21 protein-coding genes and 1 tRNA gene are annotated in these 22,684 nt (G+C 70.4%); 19 read left to right on the top strand and 3 right to left on the bottom strand.

The features are described from left to right. Positions 1 to 87: 87 nt before the first annotated feature. Positions 88 to 1,113 (bottom strand): helix-turn-helix domain-containing protein, encoded by a 1,026-nt coding sequence (locus BCD49_RS43150; RefSeq protein WP_131803491.1) that lies wholly within the window; start codon positions 1,111 to 1,113, stop codon positions 88 to 90. A gap of 454 nt (positions 1,114 to 1,567) precedes the next feature. On the opposite strand from BCD49_RS43150, the gene BCD49_RS17870 reads away from it, so the two are divergent. From BCD49_RS17870 to BCD49_RS46405, 12 genes are all read left to right on the top strand, one after another. Further along, positions 1,568 to 1,906: a hypothetical protein gene (locus BCD49_RS17870; RefSeq protein ID WP_071041697.1), complete on the top strand. Its 339-nt coding sequence runs from the start codon at positions 1,568 to 1,570 to the stop codon at positions 1,904 to 1,906. Position 1,907: 1 nt separating this feature from the next. Further along, positions 1,908 to 2,096, top strand: a complete 189-nt coding sequence (locus BCD49_RS17865) for a hypothetical protein (protein ID WP_007515300.1) — start codon at positions 1,908 to 1,910, stop codon at positions 2,094 to 2,096. Positions 2,097 to 2,193: 97 nt separating this feature from the next. Beyond that, positions 2,194 to 2,439: a hypothetical protein gene (locus BCD49_RS17860; protein ID WP_007515302.1), complete on the top strand. Its 246-nt coding sequence runs from the start codon at positions 2,194 to 2,196 to the stop codon at positions 2,437 to 2,439. After that, a complete protein-coding gene (locus BCD49_RS17855; RefSeq protein ID WP_027141275.1) occupies positions 2,417 to 2,647 on the top strand; it encodes a hypothetical protein in 231 nt (76 codons plus the stop codon). Before BCD49_RS17860 ends, BCD49_RS17855 begins: the two co-directional genes overlap by 23 nt. 222 nt (positions 2,648 to 2,869) lie before the next feature. Continuing rightward, positions 2,870 to 3,031 (top strand): hypothetical protein, encoded by a 162-nt coding sequence (locus BCD49_RS43590; RefSeq protein ID WP_007515304.1) that lies wholly within the window; start codon positions 2,870 to 2,872, stop codon positions 3,029 to 3,031. 183 nt (positions 3,032 to 3,214) lie between these two features. Then, on the top strand, positions 3,215 to 3,388 hold the full coding sequence (locus BCD49_RS43585; protein ID WP_007515305.1) for a hypothetical protein: 174 nt from the start codon (positions 3,215 to 3,217) through the stop codon (positions 3,386 to 3,388). 160 nt (positions 3,389 to 3,548) lie between these two features. Then, complete coding sequence (locus BCD49_RS17850) at positions 3,549 to 5,666, top strand: type IV secretion system DNA-binding domain-containing protein (RefSeq protein WP_198536204.1); 2,118 nt, start codon at positions 3,549 to 3,551, stop codon at positions 5,664 to 5,666. 121 nt (positions 5,667 to 5,787) lie between these two features. Beyond that, positions 5,788 to 6,570, top strand: a complete 783-nt coding sequence (locus tag BCD49_RS17845) for a replication-relaxation family protein (protein ID WP_071041696.1) — start codon at positions 5,788 to 5,790, stop codon at positions 6,568 to 6,570. After that, complete coding sequence (locus tag BCD49_RS17840; RefSeq protein ID WP_007515309.1) at positions 6,567 to 7,607, top strand: DNA-methyltransferase; 1,041 nt, start codon at positions 6,567 to 6,569, stop codon at positions 7,605 to 7,607. Before BCD49_RS17845 ends, BCD49_RS17840 begins: the two co-directional genes overlap by 4 nt. Positions 7,608 to 7,685: 78 nt before the next feature. Continuing rightward, the gene (locus BCD49_RS17835) at positions 7,686 to 8,006 is read left to right on the top strand and encodes a hypothetical protein (protein ID WP_007515310.1); all 321 of its coding nucleotides are present in this window, start codon (positions 7,686 to 7,688) and stop codon (positions 8,004 to 8,006) included. A gap of 210 nt (positions 8,007 to 8,216) precedes the next feature. Beyond that, the gene (locus tag BCD49_RS46410) at positions 8,217 to 8,669 is read left to right on the top strand and encodes a recombinase family protein (RefSeq protein ID WP_007515311.1); all 453 of its coding nucleotides are present in this window, start codon (positions 8,217 to 8,219) and stop codon (positions 8,667 to 8,669) included. Between the two features lie 41 nt (positions 8,670 to 8,710). Further along, positions 8,711 to 10,396, top strand: coding sequence for a recombinase family protein (locus BCD49_RS46405; RefSeq protein ID WP_442960502.1), 1,686 nt, complete (start codon positions 8,711 to 8,713; stop codon positions 10,394 to 10,396). On the opposite strand, the gene BCD49_RS17825 is transcribed toward BCD49_RS46405, so the two are convergent. After that, positions 10,353 to 10,428 (bottom strand) — tRNA-Leu (locus tag BCD49_RS17825). The genes BCD49_RS46405 and BCD49_RS17825 overlap by 44 nt on opposite strands. 439 nt (positions 10,429 to 10,867) lie before the next feature. Here BCD49_RS17825 and BCD49_RS17820 point away from each other — a divergent pair. The 6 genes from BCD49_RS17820 to BCD49_RS17795 all read left to right on the top strand — a co-directional run bounded on the left by BCD49_RS17820 (position 10,868) and on the right by BCD49_RS17795 (position 18,786). After that, positions 10,868 to 11,470 (top strand): ANTAR domain-containing response regulator, encoded by a 603-nt coding sequence (locus BCD49_RS17820; protein ID WP_007515313.1) that lies wholly within the window; start codon positions 10,868 to 10,870, stop codon positions 11,468 to 11,470. Next, a complete protein-coding gene (locus tag BCD49_RS17815; RefSeq protein WP_232794371.1) occupies positions 11,467 to 13,416 on the top strand; it encodes a branched-chain amino acid ABC transporter substrate-binding protein in 1,950 nt (649 codons plus the stop codon). Before BCD49_RS17820 ends, BCD49_RS17815 begins: the two co-directional genes overlap by 4 nt. A gap of 227 nt (positions 13,417 to 13,643) precedes the next feature. Next, positions 13,644 to 14,825 carry a branched-chain amino acid ABC transporter substrate-binding protein gene (locus BCD49_RS17810; RefSeq protein ID WP_007520330.1) on the top strand — a complete coding sequence of 394 codons (1,182 nt, stop codon included), beginning with the start codon at positions 13,644 to 13,646 and terminating at the stop codon, positions 14,823 to 14,825. A 237-nt stretch (positions 14,826 to 15,062) separates the two neighbouring features. Further along, entirely contained in the window at positions 15,063 to 16,004 is a 942-nt protein-coding gene (locus tag BCD49_RS17805; RefSeq protein WP_007520332.1) for a branched-chain amino acid ABC transporter permease, read from the top strand. Then, positions 16,001 to 17,878, top strand: a complete 1,878-nt coding sequence (locus BCD49_RS45075) for a branched-chain amino acid ABC transporter permease (protein WP_007520334.1) — start codon at positions 16,001 to 16,003, stop codon at positions 17,876 to 17,878. Before BCD49_RS17805 ends, BCD49_RS45075 begins: the two co-directional genes overlap by 4 nt. Beyond that, the gene (locus BCD49_RS17795; protein ID WP_232794370.1) at positions 17,875 to 18,786 is read left to right on the top strand and encodes an ABC transporter ATP-binding protein; all 912 of its coding nucleotides are present in this window, start codon (positions 17,875 to 17,877) and stop codon (positions 18,784 to 18,786) included. The genes BCD49_RS45075 and BCD49_RS17795 overlap by 4 nt, the downstream gene beginning before the upstream one ends. Positions 18,787 to 19,150: 364 nt before the next feature. On the opposite strand, the gene BCD49_RS17790 is transcribed toward BCD49_RS17795, so the two are convergent. Further along, entirely contained in the window at positions 19,151 to 19,645 is a 495-nt protein-coding gene (locus tag BCD49_RS17790; protein WP_007519439.1) for a PaaI family thioesterase, read from the bottom strand. A 328-nt stretch (positions 19,646 to 19,973) separates the two neighbouring features. Between BCD49_RS17790 and polA the strand changes: the two genes are divergently transcribed. Then, positions 19,974 to 22,646, top strand: coding sequence for a DNA polymerase I (gene polA, locus BCD49_RS17785; protein WP_035931544.1), 2,673 nt, complete (start codon positions 19,974 to 19,976; stop codon positions 22,644 to 22,646). Positions 22,647 to 22,684 lie beyond the last annotated feature (38 nt).

Below are 22,684 nucleotides of genomic sequence, written 5' to 3'. Positions count from 1 at the left end.
GTGGGGGAGGCTTAGCTAGCCTCTCCGATCTTCAACTTATTAGTTTACGTCACCCATTTTGAGATCCTCTTTAATTTTCAGATTATATCAAAACCTCCACGAAATGCCAGAGATGTTCCCTCGCTCGACTGGCTCACAAAGCGCATGTTCTACATATCCGGAGGTGTCGACCTCTAGAGGCTGTCCATTTTCTGGCCCTGTCGAGAATAGACCCGCTTTTACGTTATTAAAACACCAAATGCTCGCCGGGATCTTGCTGGGGTGGAACTGAAGCCTAAAAACCTCCTCTTCGACTCGCTGCTCCTCGGCACTCGTAAATACCAGCGGCTTGGAGGGGGCTGTAAGGTTGTATCTGAGACGGAACCCAAGAGGGTGACTTTCGCCCTTCTTGAGTTCGCGAGGAAGTTCAATAGGTATAGCCCAGTTTTGGACGCCGTCGAATTGAACATCAATCAAGCGGCCGCGCTTTATAGGGCCGTCGACTTCTACTGTGTTTCTCACGCAGTCGCCCAGATACACCAAGGTCTTCGTAACTATGCGGATTCCGTCGCGGGTTGCCTTGGCGGTTGCGCTGTAGTCAATGATACTGAGCCAACCGTTCTCGTCGTAGTAAGAAGTAAATTCATTGCCTCGCCAGACATAACCGCGGTCTTCGTTCATCACTGGCTCTCTTAGTGCTCTGGCTAGTCGATCCGCTAGCGCCGGAATTACCGTCTCATTTTCCCAGTCAATGATGGTCTCAATGCTCATACCGATACGCCTCGCCAAGACGTCTCGACGAGGCATCAAATCACCGTGGGCTGCCCACTCCTCAAGTCCCATACAGCACATGGCGACTTCTGACCTGGGCACATTCTTTACTCCTACAGTGCCCTCTAGGCTCCGGGCAACCTTGGTGAGAATCTGCTGAAACTCGCGAGCCTGAGCATCAAGGGAGCCCTCCAGTTGGCCTAGCTCCAAGAGCGGTTGCCGGTACTRCCCCGACCTGCCGGTGGGCATCTTCTGCCGCCCGATGCGTTCTACCGTTGCTCCGGCGCGCTGCCGCAGAGATGTCAGCGCACTCGTGAGCTGGGCCGCTAGCCGATGGATCTCATCTTCAGTCGCGCGTTGCATGCGGTGATCCTATCGGTGCTGCCTCGATCCGGATAGACCGATTAATTGGTAGCCCGCTTCAGGGGCCTGACTACCAATTGGTAGTCAGGCACTCCGTTAATCGTACTCGCCCCCGCTGTTTGGCCCATCCTGACCTTAGGCCACCTGCAGATCGGTGTGTTGGCATGAGAGACAGTTTGTTAACTTGAAGTCTCGTTGCGAGTATCTGCCAAAAGATCCGCGAGTTTAGCATTCAATTTTCAATGACGTGCTCCGACGATTTGGTGCATGGAAACGATGCTGGTCCTCGGTCTGGCCGTTGTCATCGCGGCCGTCGCAACTGGGCTCAGTCTTGTCTGCTACCTGAACGGCCTGCAGAGCGCCGCAGACACGCAGCGACTTCGCACCGTGCAACAGGAGCAGAGACAACGGTCGAGAACGGATGCCCCGAACCCCCAAAGCGAGGTATTGCCAGATGAACGATCTTGAACTCTACCGCGCCACCGGCCTCGACCGCTTCACCACCCAAGGCCGCACTGTCGCCCGCCGCCTGCGGGAGGTGGACGGCGAGGCCGTCATCCGTGCCCGGGCCGTGGCACGGGCGGAAGACCTCGCCCTCCTGCAGGCACAACTACGGGCGGCTGGTGGCGGGCAGCTGTACCGCGCGATTGCCCGGCAGGTCGTGCAGACGGATGCCCTCATCTCCRCAGTCTCGGAGGGCAAGCCAGGAGTGGAGCTGAACCTCAGGAAGATGGAGGAGATCCTCCACCTGGGCCTGACCGACCTCCTCGCCGGTTATATGACGAGGGGTTGACGTGGCCACCGACAAGGAGATCAAACTAGCTCGGCTGCGGGCTTGTGCCAAGTCGATACGTGCAGAGCACGAAGCTCATGCGCAATGGATGTTGCATACCTGGCCGGACCTCGCGCCTGCGGTAATCGCACTGCAAGCCGAGGCGGAGGCCGTGTTGGAGGAAATCATCCAGGAGTTCGAGAACGGGTGATCAGCACCATCATCGAAATCCTGGCCTACGCCTACTTCCTCGGCCTGGCAGCCTGGATGGCCCCCAAAGCTTGGCGTGAGATCCGGCGAAAGAGGCCATGATCCACACGCTTCTGAACACCTGGCCCGGCTACCTCATCCTCACCTGCGCAGGTTTCGGCGCCGCGTTCATCCTGGCGCTTGCCTGGCTCCTGCTCGTCGAGGAGCTACCTCGGCTGCGGGTTCGCCTACGTGAGGCGGTGTCGTACCGCCTCCATCTTCTCCTCATCCTCGCACTCTCCCGACTCCTCAAACTGGAGGTAGCCCGTGAAATCTCTAAAGATGCCAAGCGGCGCGACCGGTAAGGGCCTGGCGGCAGGCCTGGCCGGAGCCGCCGGCGTGCTCCTGGTGATCAAGCTGGCCTGGTGGGTGCTTGCGCCCATGCAGCCGGTGCTGCTCGCCTTCGTCATCGGCCATGCCGTGGTGAAGCTCTACACCGCCGCGGCCAAGGCCCGGGCCCGGGTGCTTCACGCGCAGATAGAGGCCAGGCGGGGGCGTCGTGACCGAGACTGACCGGCCCGAGCCGCCGGAAGACGATGACCTGAGGCCGGATGACAGCGGCGACGCCCCCGGCCGCCGGTTCGTAGGTTCGGCTCTCGCTCACGCCGTGCGGGCGGGCTGGTGCTGTTCGCGCTGCGGCGGCGGCTTCTGCCTGCATGTTTCGCCGTCCCGGTGCCCCTCATGCGGGGCGCGGTCCGGCCGCCGCCGGAAGCGCCCACCCGAGGAGCCGGAGGCGTGAGAAAGAAGCTCGGCGAGACGCTGGGTTTGGTTGTGGCGGTCTGCGTCGGGGTGAAGGTGGCGGCCGGGTTTGTCTCGGCCGCCCTGCCCGCCCTGGTACCCGTCTTCATCATGGTCCTGGTGGCCGTCATCATCCTACGCTGGCGTTCTCACCTGTGAGTTGTTCCAGGTGTTCGTATTTCGTTCGTACTCATTTTTGGCACTTTACCTGCGGAAGTGCTAGCGGTAGCAGGCTATAACTATTCGCGTAGCACGTCCGCACCCGAACTCGCCAGGAGGTGTCTTTCGTGCGGCCAAATTCCSGGGGGAMAGTAGGCAAGTAATCATGCAAGGAGGGTGTGTATGAGTCGTCGTATTCGCATTACGGGGGTGCCCCGCGAGAAACCACAAATTGGCCTGTACGTACTGGCGCTTATAGAGCTGGCCCGGCAGCAGCAGGTACGGGCCAAGGAGGGGCGGGCAGCAGAAACGCAGGAAGCCCAGGCCCAGGAGAAGGAGGCCCGGGATGAGCAGTGATCTTCTGTTCTGGACCTGCCTGGTCGTCTGCGGCCTGCTCACCTCGGCTATGGCGGGGATCGTGGCCCTGCGGGCACGGGAAGAGGCCCGCTGGCGGCGGGACCTGGCGGTTTTCGCCCTGCGTTTTCCCCGAGGTATGGAGCCGATGGCGGTGACCGCGATGCTCACCGGCCTGTCGGGGCTGGCCGCGCCCTGGTGGCGGCGGGCCTGGGCCGTGCGCGGGGTGGTGATCGAGGTATCGGCCACCGCCGCCGGGATCGCCCATCACCTGCTGGTGCCACGGGTGGACACGGCCGTGGTGCTGTCCGCCATCCGGGCCGCCCTTCCGGACGTGGCCGTCACCGAGGACCCCGCTTACAAGACTCCGACGGCCACGGCCGCCGTGAGCCTTGGCCTGTCCACCCTGCGCCGCCCCCTGGATACGAGCCGCCCCGAAGTGGTGTCGACGGCGCTGCTGGCGAGCCTCCAACCGCTGGCCGCTGGGGAACGGCTCGTCATGCAGTGGGCCCTGATGCCCGCCCGGCCAACACGGCCGGTGGCCGACAGCACGGGGCCGGGGTCCGCTGGGTTCATCGGGCAGGTGATGGAGCGGCTGGTGTCCGGGCCGAGGCTCGACGCGGCTGCCGCCAAGGACCTGCGGGCCAAGCAGTCCGGGGCCATGTGGGTGGCTGCCGGGCGGATTGGAGCCACGGCCCGGACGCAGGCACGGGCGGGGCAATTGCTCGGCAGGGTGAACGCCGCCATGCACACGGCCCACGCCCCTGGGGTGAGCTTCTACCGTCGTCGCCTCGGGCGGGGCCGGGTGGCCGCAGACTTGGCCGCCCACCGCCTGCCGGTGGTGACGTTCCCGCTGGTGCTGAACGTCTCGGAGCTCGCGGCGCTCGTGGCCTTCCCCTTGGGCTCCGTGATGCTGCCGGGTCTACGGCTGGGCGGAACCCGGCAGCTGGCACCGTCCTCCGACATCCCCATGGGGCCGCGGGTGCTGGCCCGGTCAACCTTCCCGGGCGCGGAGCGACCCTTGGGGCTGTCGGTGACGGACTCGCTTCGCCACCTGCATCTGATAGGCCCGACTGGATCAGGCAAGTCGTCCTTGATCACGAACCTCGTGACCCAGGACATGAAGGCCGGGCGCGGCGTGGTGGTCCTTGATCCCAAGGGCGACCTCGTGGCGGACGTCCTCGACCGCGTACCCGAAAACCGCCGGGATGACGTCGTGATCTTGGACCCGGCGGACGAGGCCCGTCCCGTAGGGCTGAACCTGCTGTCCGGCAGCCACCGTGCTCCGGAGCTGGCCGCTGATCAGATCGTCGGCATCTTCCACCAGCTGTACAAGGCATTCTGGGGTCCGCGCACCGACGACATCCTGCGCTCCGCGCTGCTCACCTTGGCGGCCGAACCCGGCATGACGCTGACCGAGGTGCCGCTGATCCTCACCGACGCCGGATTCCGGCGGCGGCTCGTGGCCAAGGTGGATGACCCGGTAGCCCTCGGCCCCTTCTGGGCCGCCTACGAGGCCATGAGCGACGCAGAACGTGCCCAGGCCATCGGCCCCGTGATGAACAAGTTGCGGGCCTTCCTCCTGCGCCGCCGGGTGCGCAACGTCCTGGGCCAGGCCACGCCCCGGCTGGATCTGGCCGACGCCTTGGCCCGTCGCCGCATCGTGCTCGTGCCCCTGACCAAGGGCGTCTTGGGCGAGGAAGCGGCGGCGTTAGTCGGGTCCTTGGTGGTTGCCCGCGTCTGGCAGGCCACGCTTGGCCGCAGTGCGATTGCGGCGGAGCAGCGGCCCACCACCTTCCTCTACGCCGACGAGTTCCAGGACTTCATCAACATGCCCCAGAACTTCGGCGACATCTTGGCGCAGGCTCGCGGCTTGGGGTTGGGCATGACCTTGGCCCATCAGCACCTCGGCCAGCTTCCGAATGATCTCCGGGAAGCAGTCCTGGCCAACGCCCGCTCCCGGGTGATCTTCCAGACCTCGGCCTCGGACGCGGGGCGGCTCGCCAAGGAGCTGTCGCCCCATCTGGGGGCGTCGGACCTGCAAGGGCTGGGCGCGTACGAGGTGGTGGTGTCGCTGTCGGCGGGCTCGCGGGTGGCTCCACCCGCTACCGGCGCGACGTTGCCGCCGCCTCCGCCCACGGGCCAGGCGGCCGCCCTGGTACGGGCAGCTTCGCGGCAGCGCTGGGGCCAGGACCGGGAACCCGTTGAAGCCGCCATTCGGGCTCGGCATGAAGGCCGCCGTCCTGCCGGACGGGTTGGCCGCCGGGAGGTGTCCGAATGAGCCGGGGACTTCCGGCCGCTGTGCCGGTCGCGTCGAGTTGGCTGCCACGTTTGCCGTGGCCGGGCGCGGTGTCCCGGCCAAATGTGCAGACGACTCCCCAGCTCCTTCGTGAGGTGCATTCATGAGCCGGGGCTACGTCACCGCACGGCAGGTGGCGGCTCTGGCCGCAACCATCACGCTCCGGGAGCGGGAGATTCTTTCAACCGTGGCGGTGGTGCGCGTAGCCACCGGGGCGCAGTTGGTCCGGCTGCACCTGGGCGGCGTCTCGGCGCGGCAGGCCCGTGGCGTCCTGGCCTCGATGGTGGCTCGGCGGCTGGTGGGGCGGCTGCCCCGGCGGATTGGCGGGGTGCGGGCCGGCTCGGCGGGGTTTGTCTACACGCTCGACGTGGCGGGCCTGCGACTGATGGCCCCGGAGCGGCAACGTTGGCAGCGGCCGTGGCCGGTGGGGACGCCCTTCCTGGCGCACTCCTTGGCCGTGACGGAGCTGTTCGTCTCGCTGCGCGAAGCCGAAACCGCCGGGCTCGTCGTGGTAGCTGGCTTCCAGGCGGAACCGGCCAGCTGGCGCAGCTTCCCCGGTGTCGGCGGCGGGCGGATGGTGCTGAAACCGGACGCCCGGGTCGCCTTGAAGCTCGGCCGCTACGAAGACACCTGGATGGTGGAGGTGGACCGCGCCACGGAGTCCATGCCGACCATCCGCCGCAAGTGCGAGGTCTACATCCGCTACTGGCAGTCCGGCCGGGAGGGCGAGGTCTTCCCCCGGGTGCTGTGGCTGGTGCCGGACGAAGCCCGCCGCGATCAACTCCTAGCCGTCCTGAGCCGCCTCCCCGCGGACACCTGGCAGCTGTTCACCGTCGCCACCTTCAGCGAGGCCATACCCMGCCTGATCCAGGGGGCAGGCGTATGACGGAGCTACCCCGCAACACCATCCTGGCGGGCGACGCCGCTACCCGCTTGAGCGAACTGCCTACAGCCTCGGTGGACTCCGTGATCACTTCGCCTCCGTATTTCGCGCTGCGGGATTACGGCGTCGATGATCAGCTGGGCCTGGAGGCCACGGTGGACGACTGGGTAGCAGACCTGCTGCCGGTCTTCCGCCAACTGGCGCGGGTCATCAAGCCCACAGGCAGCGTCTGGCTGAACCTGGGCGACAGCTTCAGCCGCCACGCCAAGTACGGCGCGCCGCCCAAGGGCTTGCTGCTGGCACCGGAACGGCTGGTCCTGGCGCTGGCGGCAGACGGGTGGTTGATCCGAAATAAGGTGATTTGGAGCAAGACCAACCCCATGCCGTCGTCGATCTCGGACCGCCTGACCTTGACCTACGAGGTGGTCTTCTACCTCACCCGCAGTCCCAGATATTGGTACAACCTGGATGCCATCCGGGAGCCACACCGCTCCGGCGGCGGCAAGGCCGCGGCCAAGGCCGACTACGCCAAGCCGACGTACCGGGGGCCGCTGGCCGCCTCCAACGAGGGCCTGCGACGGGAGCGTCCGCCGGGGCAACCGGGCCATCCGCTCGGAAAGAACCCTGGGGACGTTTGGCAGCTGGCAGCGGCCAACTTCCGGGGATCGCACTTCGCAACGTTCCCGCCGGGTCTGGTCCGCCGTCCGCTCCTCGCAACCTGTCCAGAGGCGGTCTGTACGGCCTGCGGCCAGGGCTGGAAACGGCGCTACACCGTGCGGCATATGTGGAACGCGAAAGATCAGGAAGCCACAACGACCCGTGAGGCCGGTGACTTCATCCGGTGCGACTGCGAGGCCCCGACCGTCCCGGGCGTCGCCCTTGATCCATTTTTTGGAACCGGGACCGTAGGGGTGGTGGCCTGCCAAAACGGTCGTGATTGGCTCGGCATCGAGCTGAACCCGGAGTACGTGAAGCTGGCCGAAGATCGGATATCGAAGACCTGCGGGCCGCCCGGAGAGGCGACGGTCTGCCCCGTTTGACACCTCGCCGGTGTCGTGCGGCCGAAGTCCTCATCCAAAGGGATGAGCGGCCGCACCCGCACCGAGGAGGTTTCCGTCATGACGGAGCCATCAGGCAAGTCCGGGGCCTACAAGACCCTGGCAGTCCGGCTGCCGAATGCCCTGCATTCGCAGCTGGAGCTGATCGTCCGGGTGGACGACTCCACCATGGGGGCGGCCCTCCTGGCCGCCGCCGAGTTCTACGTCGAGGCCAAGCGCTCCGCGCCGGACTTCGCCGAGAAGGCGCAGGCCGTTATTGCCGAAGCCGAGGTCCAAGCCGCGGCCGCCCGCCAGGCGGTTGAAGCCCTGCTGAGGCCCGCCGCCGAAACGCCGGTGCCTGGCGAGAGCCCTGTCAAGCCTGGAACGCGGGGCGCCAAGTGAGGTAGCCAAACAGCTACATCCAATCGGCCGGAGGGGTGCGCGAACGCGCATCTCTCCGGCCATCAACCTGCCAGTTTTTGCCTGTGCAAAGCTAAAAAACGGGCGTTCGTGTGGGTCCAAATTCCTGGAAGAATGACGGGTATTTTGGGCCGGAAATGAAATAGAATGGGCTGGGTCGCACAATGATTTTTGAAGAACGGGAGGTCACTTATGGAAAAGCTATCATCAAATGTCGAACAGGCTTCGCAGAAGAAGGCCGTCATCTACCTGCGGGTAGGGCGTACGCCGGGGTGGGAAGCCGCCATCGACCGCCAGCGCCAGGAGTGCGAGGACCTCGCCAGCCAGCTGGGTGCGCAGGTCACCGGCGTCTACGCCGATCACGGTGGCTCCGGCAGGTTCGGCGACCGGCCGGGCCTACAGAAGCTGCTGGGCGACCTGAGACGAAGCCGTGATGTGTCCTGGTTCCTCGTGGCCTCCCGCGACAAGCTGGGCCGGAACATTACTGACAATCGGGGCGTCCGACTTGCGTTGGACGGACTCGGGGTGCGGCTCGTGAGCGCCGCCGAAGGCGTGCCGAGTCACGCACCAACCGAGGTGGACCGCTTCGCGGCGCAGGTCCACAGCACCGTGGCCGAGCTGTACCGCCACCGGAGCGCCCGGTGAACACCGCAGCGGCCGGGGCCGCGCTGCCACCCCTCCCGCCAATGGACCTCGCCATAGCCGAGCCGGAACGCAGCAAGCGAGCCGTGATCTACCTTCGGGTGTCGACTGCCAAACAGGTGAAGCGTGACGATGACCCAGACGGCTGCTCTCTCCMCGCCCAACGCGACGCCTGTGAGCACAAAGCTGAGAGCCTGGACGCTGAGGTGGTTGCGGAGTTCGTTGACCGKGGTGAGTCGGCCAAGACCGCTGACCGGCGTGAGTTCCAGAAGATGCTGGTCTTCGTCAAGCAGCAAGGCGACATCGATTACGTCATCCTGGACAAGGTGGACCGCTTCGCCCGCAACCGACGGGACGACGCCAACATCATGTTCGAGCTGAAGACCGTGGGTACGACGCTGGTCAGCGTCAAGGAAAACATCGACGAGACCCCCGGAGGGCAGCTGCTGCACGCCATCATGGCGGGCATTGCCGAGTTCTACTCCCGCAACCTCGCCACCGAAGCCCTGAAGGGCATGACCCAGAAGGCGAAATTTGGCGGGACGCCAGGCCGGGCCCCGGTCGGCTACCTCAACACCCGGCAGCGCATCGAGGGCCGCGAAGTCGCCATCGTCATTATCGACCCGGAGCGGGCACCGCTCATCCGGTGGGCCTTCGAGGCCTACGCCACGGGGGAGTGGACCATCCGCACCATCACCGAAGCCTTGGCCGAGAAGGGACTTAAGGCCCTGCCACACGGCCCCAAGGTGCCGGGGCCGCTGGCCCCCTCCCACGTCTCGCGAGTCCTGCGTAACCGGTACTACATCGGCAAAGTGCTCTTCAACGGCACCGAGTACGAAGGGCGCCATGAGCCCCTCATCTCGGACAGCCTCTTCCAGCGCGTCCAGGAGGTACTGAAGGCCCACGACCTGGCAGGGGAGAAGCAGCGCGTCCACAACCACTACCTCAAGGGCACCGTCGCCTGCGCTTGGTGTGGCAGCCGCCTGTGCATCACGAGGGCCAAGCAGTACTTCTACCTCTTCTGCTTGGGCCGTCACCAGCGCCGCACCGACTGCACCATGCCCTACCTGAGCGTGGAGGCCGTCGAGCAGGCAGTGGAGCGCTACTACGCCAGCGTCCGCTTCACCGAAGCCGAGCAGGACGAGATCCGCACCCAGCTCCGCGCGGAGCTTGATCGCCAGCATGCGCAGTCCGACCCGGAGCTTCAGTGGGCCAAGCGTCGGGTCGCGGAGTTGACCGAAGAGYGGCGGCGACTCGCCCGGGGTGTCGTGACTGGCAGCATCCCGGAGGATCTGGCACACGAAGAGCAAGCGCGGATCGCCAGGGAGCTACGGGGTGCCCAGAACCTCCTCGTTGCCGCCGAGACGGTCTACGAAAGCGTCGAGGAGACCTTGAGGCTGGCTCTGGCCTGGGTCGGCCGCTGCGGCGACGTCTACCAGGCAGCCGACGCCCGCATCCGCCGCCTGAGCAACCAGGCGATCTTCAAGAAGCTCCTCGTGGAGCCAGACGACGATGGCCCCGTGGTCACGGGTGTCGTGCTCAGGGAGCCCTACGCCAGCCTGGCCGGCACCGCCTTCCAGCGCGCGACCATCGACCGGACACCGGCCTCAGACGCAGCGAACCTCGGCCACGATCTTGTTCCCGGAAGGGATCTTGAGCGTGGGCGAGGTTCGAAAGAGATCAATTTGGTAGCCCGGGTGGGATTCGAACCCACACTGTCGGTGGTTTGAGCACCGTCTCTCTGCCGTTGGAGTACCGGGCCTGGCGGGGGAGGTACGTGGGGCGTCTCCGGGGTGAACGCGGCGTGGCGGTCGCGCCTCGGTCCACCTGTCGCTGCGCCTCAGGAGGTGCTCCCGCTGATGACTCTAGCCGGGTAGGGTGCGTTTCGACCTCTCGCCCCGCCCGTCGGGGCTCGGGCGGTATCCCGGGATCGGTCCGTGGTGTCGGTGTCAGGCACCGGCCGCGGCGGATGTGCTCCCGGCTCCGCCGTCGCCGCGGCGGGTGGAGCGTGACGTCATCGCGTGCCAGGCGGTGGCAGGCGTCCGGCGGGACCGACCCGGTCCCGAGGGCGTCGCCGCCAAAACCATGACGGTGAGCTGCCGCCAACCGGCCGCTGGGCGCATGCATGTGCGCCCGGTGCCGGCAGAATGGTGACGACGCCGACCGATCCCCATCGACGCCGACCTCAGGAGAACGTCTCGATGAGCAGCCAGCCATCCTCGACTCCGCGCCGGGTGCTGATCGCCGAGGACGAGGCGTTGATCCGTCTCGACCTGCGCGAGATGCTGCAGGAGGAGGGCTACGAGGTCGTCGGTGAGGCCGGTGACGGTGAGGCGGCCGTCGCGCTGGCCGGCAAGCTGCGGCCCGACCTGTGCATCCTCGACGTGAAGATGCCGAAGATGGACGGCATCGAGGCCGGTGCGAAGATCGCCAAGGAGCGGATCGCCCCGGTCGTCATCCTCACCGCGTTCAGCCAGCGGGAGCTGGTCGAGCGGGCGCGGGAGGCCGGCGCGATGGCCTACGTCGTCAAGCCGTTCCAGAAGAAGGACCTGCTGCCGACGATCGAGATGGCGATGAGCCGGTTCACGGAGATCGTGAGCCTGGAGGCCGAGGTCGAGGACCTGCAGGGCCGGCTGGAGGCTCGCAAGATCATCGAGCGGGCCAAGGGCGTGCTGCAGACCGAGCACAAGATGACCGAGCCGGACGCGTTCCGCTGGATCCAGCGGACCTCGATGAACCAGCGCCGCACGATGCGCGCGGTCGCCGAGGCGGTCCTCTCCGGGGAGGCCCTCCCCGGCCAGTGACCCGCGAGCACAGGCCTGACGGCGCGGACGACGGCGACCGCGACGACGAGGGCCACGGGCACGGCCAGAGCCGGGGTCAGGGTCAGGGTCAGGGTCAGATCCAAGGGCAGAGCCAGGGGCTGGAGGGTCAGGGCCAGCAGGAACAGAGCCTGCAGAACCAGGGCCTGCAGAACCAGGGCCAGCAGGATCAGGGTGCCATGGGCCCGGCCGGGTCGCCGCTGCGACGGGTGGGGCGGTGGCTCTCCGGGAGCGCCCGGGGCGGCGAGATCGTCGCCACCGATCCGGTGGTGGGCGGCGGCGTCGATCCGGACGGTCCGCTGGTGCCGGGCTGGCAGGCCGCCAAGGCGTGGTTCGCGGCGGCGGGGCGGTGGGTGCGGCGCTCCGCGCTGGCGACGGGCGCCTGGGTCGGCCGGCGCGGCCGGACGCGGCGCGGGCGGGCGGCGCTGGCGGGGCTGCTAGCCCTGCTGGTCGCCCTCCCGACGGGCCTGACGCTCGGCCTGCTCACGCTGCGCGACGGCGGCGGCGCCGACGGCGGGCCGGGCGGCTCGCGCGGGCCGCTGGTGCTTCGGCTCGGGGTGATGGCGCCGCTGTCCGGTGACCTCGGCAACATCGGCGGGGCGGTGCGCGACGCGGTGACGCTCGCCGTCGACGAGGTCAACAAGGACCAGGCGATTCCCGGCTGGAAGGTCGAGCTGGTCGCCAAGGACGACCTCTCTCGGCCGGACGGCGGCGCCGCGGCCGCGGAGGCGTTCGGCAAGGAATCGTCGCTGATCGGGGTCGTCGGGCCGCTCAGCTCCAACGTCGCCCGCATCGCCGTGCCGGTGCTGGATGCCGCTGGCGTCCCGGTCGTCTCGCCGTCCAACAGCGCGCCGGAACTGACCGCGCAGGACGAGCCGGCCCGCACCCGCAAGCGTCCCTACGACCGCTATTTCCGGCTCAGCGGCAGCGACGCGCTGCAGGCGAAGGCGGGCGCCGACTACGCCGTGCACACCCTGCGGCGGACCAGGATCATCGTCGTCGACGGCGGCCCCAGCTACGGCGACACGCTCGCCGGGCGCTTCGCCAGTTACGCCCTCGCGGCCGGCGCCCAGGTGCTGACCACCTACCAGGTGAAGGGCGACGGCGCCGACGGGAAAGAGGTCCAGGAGGTCGCCGAGGGCATCCAGGAGCTCAGTCCGGACCTCGTGTACACCACCACCGGCTACCTGTTCGCCAGCGCGCTGCGCCAGCGTCTGGCGGACGAGGCGATCTCGGTTCCCCTCATGGGAACCGACGCCATGCTCAGCGCGCGCTACCTCGACTCCGCCGGCGAGGCGGCCGAGGGGGACCTCGCCACCGACCTCGCGGTGCCGCTGTCCCGCCTGCCCGCCGCCGGCGCCTTCGCCGCCGAGTACCTGAAGCGCTGGGGGCCGGTCGTCGGCGGTCCCGAGCAGCCCGCCATTCCTGACAAGAAGTCCGCCTCGCCGACGCCGTCCTCCCCGTCGGCTGGACCGTCCGGTTCGGTGGCCCTGCCGGGGGCCGGCGCCCCGCGTCCGGGTGGGAGCGGCGAGCAGGGCGGGGGTGGGCAGGGCCTGGGCACGGCGGGTACGCCGCGCGCCGATGACTCCGGCGCGGACGGCGCGGGCGCTGGCGCGGATGGCTCGGGCCGTGGCGACGAGCCGCCGGCGGTGACCGACCAGGAGGCGGACATGATCCCGGCCCTGGCCGCCTATGCCTACGACTCCGCGCGCGCCCTCCTGCGCGCCGCCGCCGTCGTCCTCCCCGGCCGGGCGGCCATCGACGACGCGACCAGGGCGGCGATCGCCGCCCAGATCGCCCGCGGCTCGTTCGCCGGCGTCACCGGCCAGGTCGCGTTCGACGCCTTCGGTGACCGCCGCGACCCGCCCGCCGTGATCTACGCGATCGCCAACGGCCGCTTCGTCCCGACGGTCCTCCCAGCCAGATAGTCCGTGCTCTGGGGGCGCTGTCCCACCCATCGGGACTACAAAAAGTGACGACACGCTTACATTTAGCTTTTGGTTTGGTCTGATCGGCCGTTAGGTTGCCGCCCGTCCGGCGATCGTCGGGCCCGCGTGGGGGCGTCCCGGTTACCGGGTCCCCGTCGATCCGCGCCAGCGGACCGGCGGGGAAACAGCGCCCACGCGGTCGGCACGGCTGGGCGAAGGGACAGACCATGGGTGGTCTGGGGCGGCGGCTTCGGCTGCTGGGAGCCGTCGCGGCGATGGCCGCGGTGGCGGTGGCGGCGGCCGGCTGCGGCGGTGGCGGCGACGACGGGGCCGGGGCGAAGAAACAGTTCGCGATCGGCTTCCAGGGCCCGCTGTCCGGCGAGAACCAACAGCTGGGCATCAACGCCTACGACGGCGTGCTGACAGCTGTCGACGCGGCCAACCGGAGCGGAACGCTGCCGTTCACGCTGCGCATCGTCGCCTCCGACGACCAGGGCTCCCCCGAGCAGGGCCCGACCGCCGCGCAGAAGCTCGTAGACAACTCCCAGGTCGTCGCCGTGGTCGGCCCGATCTTCTCCGGCGCGACGAAGTCCAGCGAGCCGCTGTACAGCCAGGCCGACCTGCTGTCGGTGAGTCCGTCCGCGACCAACCCGCAGCTCACCAGCCTCGGATTCGACAGCTTCTTCCGGGTGATCGCGCCCGACACCGTCCAGGGCACCGCCGCCGCGGACTACATCGCCAAGGCGCTCAAGGCAAAGCGGGTGTTCTCGCTCGACGACCGCAGCGACTACGGCACCGGCCTGTCCACGGCGCTCGAGAAGGCGCTGAAGGCCGAGAAGGTCACGGTCACCCACGACAGCGTCAACCCGACCAAGGACTACATCTCCGAGGCCACGAAGATCATATCCAACGGTCCGGACGCCGTCTACTACTCGGGGTACTACGCCGAGTTCGCGCTGCTGGTGAAGGCGCTGCGCGGCAAGGGCTACGAGGGCAAGATCCTCGCGGGCGACGGCTCGAACGACGACCAGCTCATCGAGCAGGCCGGCGCGGGCATCACCGAGGGCACGCTGCTCACCTGCGCCTGCGGCGACGCGAACTCCGACCCGAAGGCCGCGTCCTTCGTGTCCGAGTTCAAGCGGGTCAACAGCGGCATCAAGCCCGGCACCTACTCCGGCGAGGCCTACGACGCCACCCAGGCGATCATCTCCGTGCTCGCCAGGGAGGGTACGGGCGCCACCCGTGCCTCGGTCCTGCGCGACTTCCGCGCCGTCGACATGCCGGGCGTCACCAAGCAGATCAAGTTCGACAGCCACGGCGAGGTCGCGGGCTCGACGGTGTACGTGTACGAGGTCCGGGACGGCAAGCGGGTCGTTCTCGGCCCGACGACCGCCCTGCTCAAGCCGTGACCCCTGCTGACGAGGTCGCGGCGGTATCGCCGGCCGGCCACGCCCCCGACGCCCCGGCATCGCCGGAGGCGTCGGGGGCGCCCGGCGCACCACCGGCGTCGGAGCTGTCCAGCGGCCAGCCTGGCGATGGTGTGGACCAGCCGGATGGCGGCGCGCGGGACGGCAACGGCCTGACCGATCTTGCCGGTAGCTGGGACCGCCGGGTGCGCACGGGGAGATGGGGAGCGCGGTCCGCGCGTGGGTAGCGGGGGGCAGGTCGCGCGGCTGGCCATCGACGGGCTCACGGTCGGCGCGCTCTACGCGCTGATCGCGCTCGGCTACACCCTCGTCTACGGCGTGCTGCGGCTGGTCAACCTCGCGCACGGCGAGGTGTTCATGCTCGGCGCGTTCGGCGGCCTGTACGCGGCCCGCGCACTGATGCCCGCCGGGGTTGCCGGCGGCGGTCCGGGCGTCCTGGCCTGCATCGGGCTGGTGGCGGCCGGGATCGCCGCCGGCGGCCTCGCCGGGGCGCTGGCCGCTCTCGGCCTCGAGCGGGCCGCCTACCGGCCGTTGCGCCGCCGTGGCGCGCCACGGATCGCGTATCTGGTCAGCGCCGCCGGCGCGTCGATGTTCGCCGTGAGCCTGGCCGGCAAGGAGTTCGGCCGGCGCGACGTCTCCGCTCCGAGCCCGTTCACCGACGAGGCGGTGCTGCGCGTCGCCGGCGCCGGGGTCTCCGCCGAGGCGCTGGCGGTCGTCGTCGCCGCGTTCGGCCTGCTGCTCGCCGTCGACCGCCTGGTCGCCTGGTCGAGGCTTGGGCGCTCGATCCGGGCGGTGGCGCAGGACGCCGAGTGCGCCACCCTGCTGGGCGTCGACCGCGAACGGGTGGTCGTCGCGACGTTCGTGCTCGGTGGGCTGCTCGCCGGCGCCGGCGGCTTCCTCTACGCGATGACCTTCCAGGCGTCCTACACGATGGGCTTCGTTCCCGGGATCAAGGCCTTCGCGGCCGCCGTCCTCGGTGGCCTCGGCAGCGCGCGCGGGGCGCTGGCCGGGGGCCTGTTGCTCGGCCTGGTCGAGAGCTTCGGCGGCTACTACCTGCTCGACGCGGGCTATCAGGACGTCATCGCCTTCGTCGTGCTGTTCGCCGTCCTCCTCCTGCGCCCCTCGGGCCTGCTCGGCGCCCGCCTCGGACGTCCGGCATGAGTCCGGACGAGCCGGCGGCGGGGGAGGCGCTGGCGGGCATGCCGTCGGTCGCCGAGCGGGTGGCCCAGCTGCGCGCCGCGGGCGCGCCGCCGGACGCCGTGGCGGATGCCATGGCGGGCAGTGCGGCGGGCGGCGCGGCGACGACTGGTCCTGCGCCGCCCGGCGTCCGACCGGATGACTCCGTTCCGCGACCCCCCGAGCCCGCGCGGCGGCGCGGCCCCGGGGACGTCGTCGGTGGGGACGGGGACACGGCGAGGCCGGGCCGGTGGTGGCGCCGGCTGGGTGGGTGCCTGGTGCTCTCGGCGCTGGCCGCGCTGGTGACCGGGCCGTCCGGGAACGCCGACCGGCCGCTCGCCGGGACCCGTGGGTCGCTGGCGGGCGAGCGCGGCGCGCTCTTCCTCGCCGCCGCGCTGCTGACCTGGGCGGGGCTGACCTGCTGGCCGCTGCTGCGCGGCCCGGCCGGCCGCCTGACCGCGTCCCTGGCGGGGATCGCGGCCGAATGGGCGGACGACGCCCGGGACCGGTCGGGGTCGCGCCACCGCCGGCCGAGGCGCTCGCGGTGGGGAAGGGCCGCCCGGCGGCGCCCGTCGCTGGACGAGGCGGCCTCGCGGCGGGGCCGGATCGCCGTCGAGGCCGAGCCGGCGGGCCGGAGCGGGCCACCGCCGATTCCGATACCGGCGCCGATGCCGGAGCAGCGCGCGGTCGAGGATCACGCTGTGCCGCCCACGGACCGGACCTGGGCGGTCCGGTCGAAATGGGGAGACGGGCCCGCTCGGCCGGTGGCGGCCGAGCCAGCACCGGCCGAGCGGGTGGCGAGGAGCTCCGTCGAACCCACGCCCGCCGGGACCTCGGCTCGGGGACCGTGGCATCGGGGCCGTTGGTACCGGCGCCCATGGGCGCGGGGTGCCGGGTACGCGCTGGCGCTGGGGGCGGCGGTGGGCGCGCCGCTGCTGGTCTCGACCACGGCGCTGCAGGTGATGGTCAACGACATCGGGCTGTACGCGCTGCTCGCGCTGGGGCTGAGCATCACCGTCGGCCGGGCCGGCGTGCTCGATCTCGGCTCCGTCGCCTTCTGCGCGATCGGCGCCTATACCGCGACGTACCTGTGTGCTCCGGGCGCGATGCCCTGGCACGCGCCGTTCACCGTCTCTGCGCTGGCCGCGATGCCGATCGCGATGGCCGCCGCGGGCCTCGTCGGCCTCGTGCTGGGCGCGCCGCTCCTGCGCCGGCACGCCGACCTGTTGGCGATCGTCACCCTCGGCTTCGGCGGGGTCGTCCAGCTGCTCGCGAACAACGCCGAGGGGATCACCGGCGGTGCCGGCGGCGTGTTCGGGGTGCAGGCGCCGTCGGTGCGGATCGGCGGCGTCCACTACGCCTTCGGGCTGGACCCGTTGCCGTACTACTACCTGCTGCTCGGCCTGATCGTGCTGGTCCTCGTCGTGCTCGCAGGCTGGGACCGGTCGCGGGCCGGCCGGGCCTGCGCCGCGTTCCAGCAGGACGAGCTGGCCGCCGAGGCCCTGGGCGTCCGCGTCATCCGGACGAGGCTGCTGGCCTTCGCGGCCGGCGCGTCGGTCGCCGGCCTCGCCGGCGCGGTCCTCGCGACCAAGCAGTTCTTCAACCCGCAGACGTTCAGCCCACAGGCGTCGATGCTCGTGCTGACGGTGGTCGTCGCGGGCGGAGTGGGCTCGCGCCTCGGCGCCGTCCTCGGCGCCGTCGTCCTGCAGGGCCTGGCCTTCCTCCTGCGCGACCACGTGCCAGCCGCGGACCGGTTCCTCTATTTCGGCGCCCTCGTCATGATCATGACGGTCTTCCGGCCTGGACGCCTCCTTCCCGCGCTCCACCGGCCCGCCGCCCGACGCGGCACGGCGCCGTGACCGTCCCGGAGCCGGGCCGCCGGACCCCGGCGGTGGTGCCGGCTCGCCCTGGTCCGCGCGTCGGCTGGAAGCCGGACGCGCCGACCGTGCCCGCGCCAGGCTCGACGCCGCCGCCGCGGCCGATTCTCGACCTGGCGGGGGTGACGCTGCGCGTCGGCGGGCTCACCTGCCTCGCGGACGTCTCGCTGCGTCAGCGGCGCGGCACGGTGCTGGCCGTGGTCGGCCCGAACGGCGCGGGCAAGACGGCGCTGCTCGACTGCCTGACCGGGAGCCGGCGCCCGAGCCGCGGCAGCGCCCACTTCTGGCCGGCGCGCGGCCCCGGCGGGCCGGTCGAGCTGTTCGGGCGGTCGGCACCGGCGGTGGCCCGGCTGGGCATCGCCCGCACCTTCCGGGAGACCAGGCTGTTCGACCAGCTCACCGTGCTGGACAACGTCCGGGTCGGCGTCGAGGCGGCGGCGCGCGGCGGCACCCGCCGGGCGCTGGTCCCCGGGACGCCTGGGCGCGGGGGGATCCGCGCGGCCCGGTCCGCGGCGCGGGAGCTGCTGGACCTCGTCGGGCTCGCCGACCGGGCGGCCGAGCCGGCGGCCGGCCTGCCCCGCGGCGCGCGCCGGCGGCTCGAGGTCGCCAGCGCGCTGGGCACCCGTCCGTCGTTGCTGTTGCTGGACGAGCCGGCCGCCGGCGTCCCGGCCGCCGAGCGGGCCTGGCTCGCCGAGCTGGTCGGCCAGGTCCAGGCCCGCGGCGTGAGCGTCCTGCTCGCCGAGCACGACCCGCGCCTGGCCCTGGCGGTCGCCGACACGGTCGTCGTCCTCGAGGCCGGCGCCGTGGTCGCGACCGGCACGCCGGCCGAGGTCGTCGGCAGCCTTGCCGCCCTCGGGGCGTACCGGGCACCGAGCCCCGCCGGGACCTGACCGTCGCGCCGGCTGCCGGGACGTTCTTTTGCGCCAGGCTGTCCGTGGGGTCCCGCCGACTGGCCGCCTGGTTGTCTCCACGTCGAACCCGCCGGTTGGCGCCGAGACGTCCCCCAGCCAATTGGTGGGGGGAGCCATCGAGGCCGGCAAACAGGGAGATGAGTTGGCGGATACGGCGTGGCCGCGCCTGGGAGCGCACAACCGCGGGTCATCGCGCGCGGGCCCCGTTGACGTGGTTACCGAACGCTCCTAGCGTCTCACCCGCAGTGTGGAAACCGGGGGCGGGTGAGTAGAAAACGTCTTGGCATGGGGAAGGCCCGGACGGCACCAAAGCCCGCCCCCGGATCGTCCCGCGCGTCGTGGACTACCTGCTGCCGGGGATGCCGGGGATGGCGCCGCCGGCGGGCGGCCTGGACCGGAGCACGCAGGTCAGCCGGCAGGTGCAGACCGGGCGGCCGTCGTCGTCCGTGATCTTGATCTCGAACGTCGCCACCGAGCGACCGGCGTGCAGGCGGGTCGCGACCGCCGTGACCCAGCCGGTGGTCGCCGCCCGGTGGTGGGAGGCGTTGATCTCGAGGCCGACGGCCGCGTTCTCGGGGCCCGCGTTGAGCATCGCCGCCATCGAGCCGACCGTCTCCGCCAGCACCACCGACGCGCCGCCGTGCAGCAGCCCGTACGGCTGCCGGTTGCCCTCCACCGGCATCCGGCCGACCACGCGCTCCGGCGCCGCCTCGAGCAGCTCGATGCCCATGCGCTCGTTCAGCTCGCCGCGGTGCAGGTTCAGGGCGGCGACCAGCTCGGCCTGGCCGGCCGGCGCTCCGCCCTGGGTGGCACCGTCCGCGCCCGTCTCGACAGTCACCAGCCGACAATATGGCGACCGGGCAGGCGGCGCGGGCGGCGCGGTCGGTGGATTGTCCTACCGGCGGCCTAGACTTCGCCGGGTGTCCGGTTCGACGACGCAACCCGATCTGAGTAGCCCCTCCGACGTCCCGGTGGACGCCGCGCCACAGGCGGCGGCGGACGCACCCGGCGACGCCCCCGCGCGGGCGCCCGCGAAGCGTGCCCCGAGGGCCGCCGGCGCCGGGGCGCCGGCCAAGGCGCCCGCGAAGGCGCCGGCCAGGGCTGCCGGGAGGTCCGCGGCCACGGGCGGCGGGCCCGGCGGGCCCGCTCCCGGAACCGGTCGGCTGCTGCTGCTGGACGGGAACTCGCTGGCCTACCGGGCGTTCTTCGCCTTGCCGGTGGAGAACTTCTCCACCACCACCGGGCAGCCGACGAACGCCGTCTACGGCTTCACGTCCATGCTGATCAACGCGCTGCGCGACGAGAAGCCGACGCACGTCGCCGTCGCGTGGGACCTGCCGGCGCCGACCTTCCGGCACGCCCAGTACGCCGAGTACAAGGCCGGCAGGTCCGAGACCCCGTCGGACTTCGTCGGCCAGATCAGCCTGATCCACCAGGTCTGCGACGCGCTCGCCGTGCCGAGCATGTCGGCCGCCAGCTACGAGGCGGACGACATCATCGCGACCCTGGCCGTCCAGGGCGAGGCGGCCGGCATGGACGTCCTCATCGTCACCGGCGACCGTGACGCGCTGCAGCTCGTCACCGACCGGATCACCGTGCTGATGACCCGCAAGGGCATCAGCGACATGATCCGCTACACGCCGGCGGAGGTGGAGGCCAAGTACGGCCTCACCCCGACGCAGTACCCGGACTTCGCCGCGCTGCGCGGCGACCCGTCGGACAACCTGCCCTCGATTCCCGGCGTCGGCGAGAAGACCGCCACCAAGTGGATCCAGCAGTTCGGCGGCCTGGCGGACCTGGTCGACCGGGCCGACGAGGTCACCGGGAAGGCCGGCGCGGCGCTGCGGGAGCACCTGGCAGGCGTGATCCGCAACCGGGCGCTGACCGAGCTCGCCCGCGACGTGCCGCTGGAGCGCGGCCCCGCCGACCTGCGCCTGGTCCCGTGGGACCGCGAGGCGGTGCACACCCTGTTCGACACCCTGCAGTTCCGGGTGCTGCGGGAGCGGCTCTACCAGGCGCTCGCGATCGTGGAGCCGGCGGCCGGCGACGGCGGTTTCGCGGTCGAGTACACGATCCTCGGCCCGGGTGACGTCACCGAATGGCTCGCCGAACACACGGCGGGCGGTGCCCGCACGGGCCTGCACCTGCGTGGCACCTGGGGCCGCGGCACCGGGACGGTCGCCGGGATCGCGCTGGCCACCGCGGATGGCGCCGGCGCGTGGATCGACCCGTCGCAGCTGGTGCCGGCCGACGAGAACGCGCTGGGCGCCTGGCTCGCGGACGAGACGAAGCCGAAGGCCGGGCACGACGTCAAGGGCTCGATGCTCGCGCTCGCCGAGCTGGGCCTCACCCTCGACGGCGTCACCAGCGACACCGCGCTCGCCGCCTACCTCGCCCTGCCGGGCCAGCGTTCGTTCGACCTCGCGGACCTGGTGCTGCGCTACCTGCACCGGGAGCTGAGAGCCGAGGACGGCCCGTCGGACGGCCAGCTGACCCTCGAGGTCGAGGTCGAGGGCGTCACCGAGGCGGACGAGGCCGAGGTGGACGTCGTGCGCGCCCGCGCGGTCGCCGAGCTCGCCGACGCCCTCGACGGCGACCTGGAACGCCGCTCGGCCGCGCGCCTGCTGCACGAGATCGAGCTGCCGCTGCTGACCGTGCTCGCCGGGATGGAACGCGCCGGCATCGCGGCCGACGCCGACTACCTGACCGACCTGCAGTCCCAGTACGGCGCCGAGGTCACCAAGGTCGTCGAGGCCGCGCACGAGATCGTCGGCCGGCCGTTCAACCTCGGCTCGCCCAAGCAACTGCAGCAGATCCTGTTCGACGAGCTGAACCTGCCGAAGACCAAGAAGATAAAGACGGGCTACACGACGGACGCGGACGCGCTCGCGTGGCTGGCCGTCCAGACCGACCACCCGCTGATCCCGACGCTGCTGCGCCACCGCGACGTGGCCCGGCTCAAGACCGTCGTCGAGTCGCTGCTGCCGATGATCGACGACGCCGGCCGCATCCACACCACGTTCAACCAGATGATCGCGGCGACGGGCCGRCTGTCGTCGACCGACCCGAACCTGCAGAACATCCCGATCCGCACCGCCGAGGGCCGCCAGATCCGCCGCGCCTTCGTCGTCGGCCCAGGCTACGAGACGCTGCTGACCGCGGACTACTCGCAGATCGAGATGCGGATCATGGCGCATCTGTCCGGCGACGCGGGACTGATCGAGGCGTTCGCCTCCGGCGAGGACCTGCACACGTTCGTCGCCGCGCAGGCGTTCAACCTGCCCGTCGCCGACGTCGACCCGGAGCTGCGGCGACGGATCAAGGCGATGTCCTACGGCCTCGCCTACGGCCTGTCGGCCTACGGGCTGGCCTCCCAGCTCGGCATCGCCCCGGACGAGGCCCGCGAGCAGATGGAGGCCTACTTCGCCCGTTTCGGCGGGGTGCGGGACTTCCTGCGCGGCGTCGTCGACCGCGCCCGCACGGACGGCTACACCGAGACGATCCTCGGCCGCCGCCGCTACCTGCCCGACCTGACCAGCGACAACTCCCAGCGCCGGCAGATGGCCGAGCGGATGGCCCTCAACGCCCCGATCCAGGGTTCCGCCGCCGACATCATCAAGATCGCGATGCTGGGTGTGGAGCGGGGACTGCGCGAGCGCGGCCTGCATTCCCGCCTCCTCCTCCAGGTCCACGACGAGCTCGTCCTCGAGATCGCCCCCGGCGAGCGCGCGGACGTCGAGTCCCTCGTCCGCGCCGAGATGGGCGGCGCGTACACGATGTCCGTTCCGCTCGACGTCTCCGTCGGCGCCGGCCGCACCTGGGACGACGCGGGACACTGACGACGCGGGACACTGGCGACGGTCCGAGAGACGTCGCC

The organism is Pseudofrankia sp. EUN1h (genome assembly GCF_001854645.1).
In the GTDB taxonomy this organism is placed as follows: Bacteria; Actinomycetota; Actinomycetes; order Frankiales; family Frankiaceae; genus Pseudofrankia; species Pseudofrankia saprophytica.
Note: the sequence above shows the minus strand (reverse complement) of the source record. Positions and strands in the feature narration are given on the sequence as shown.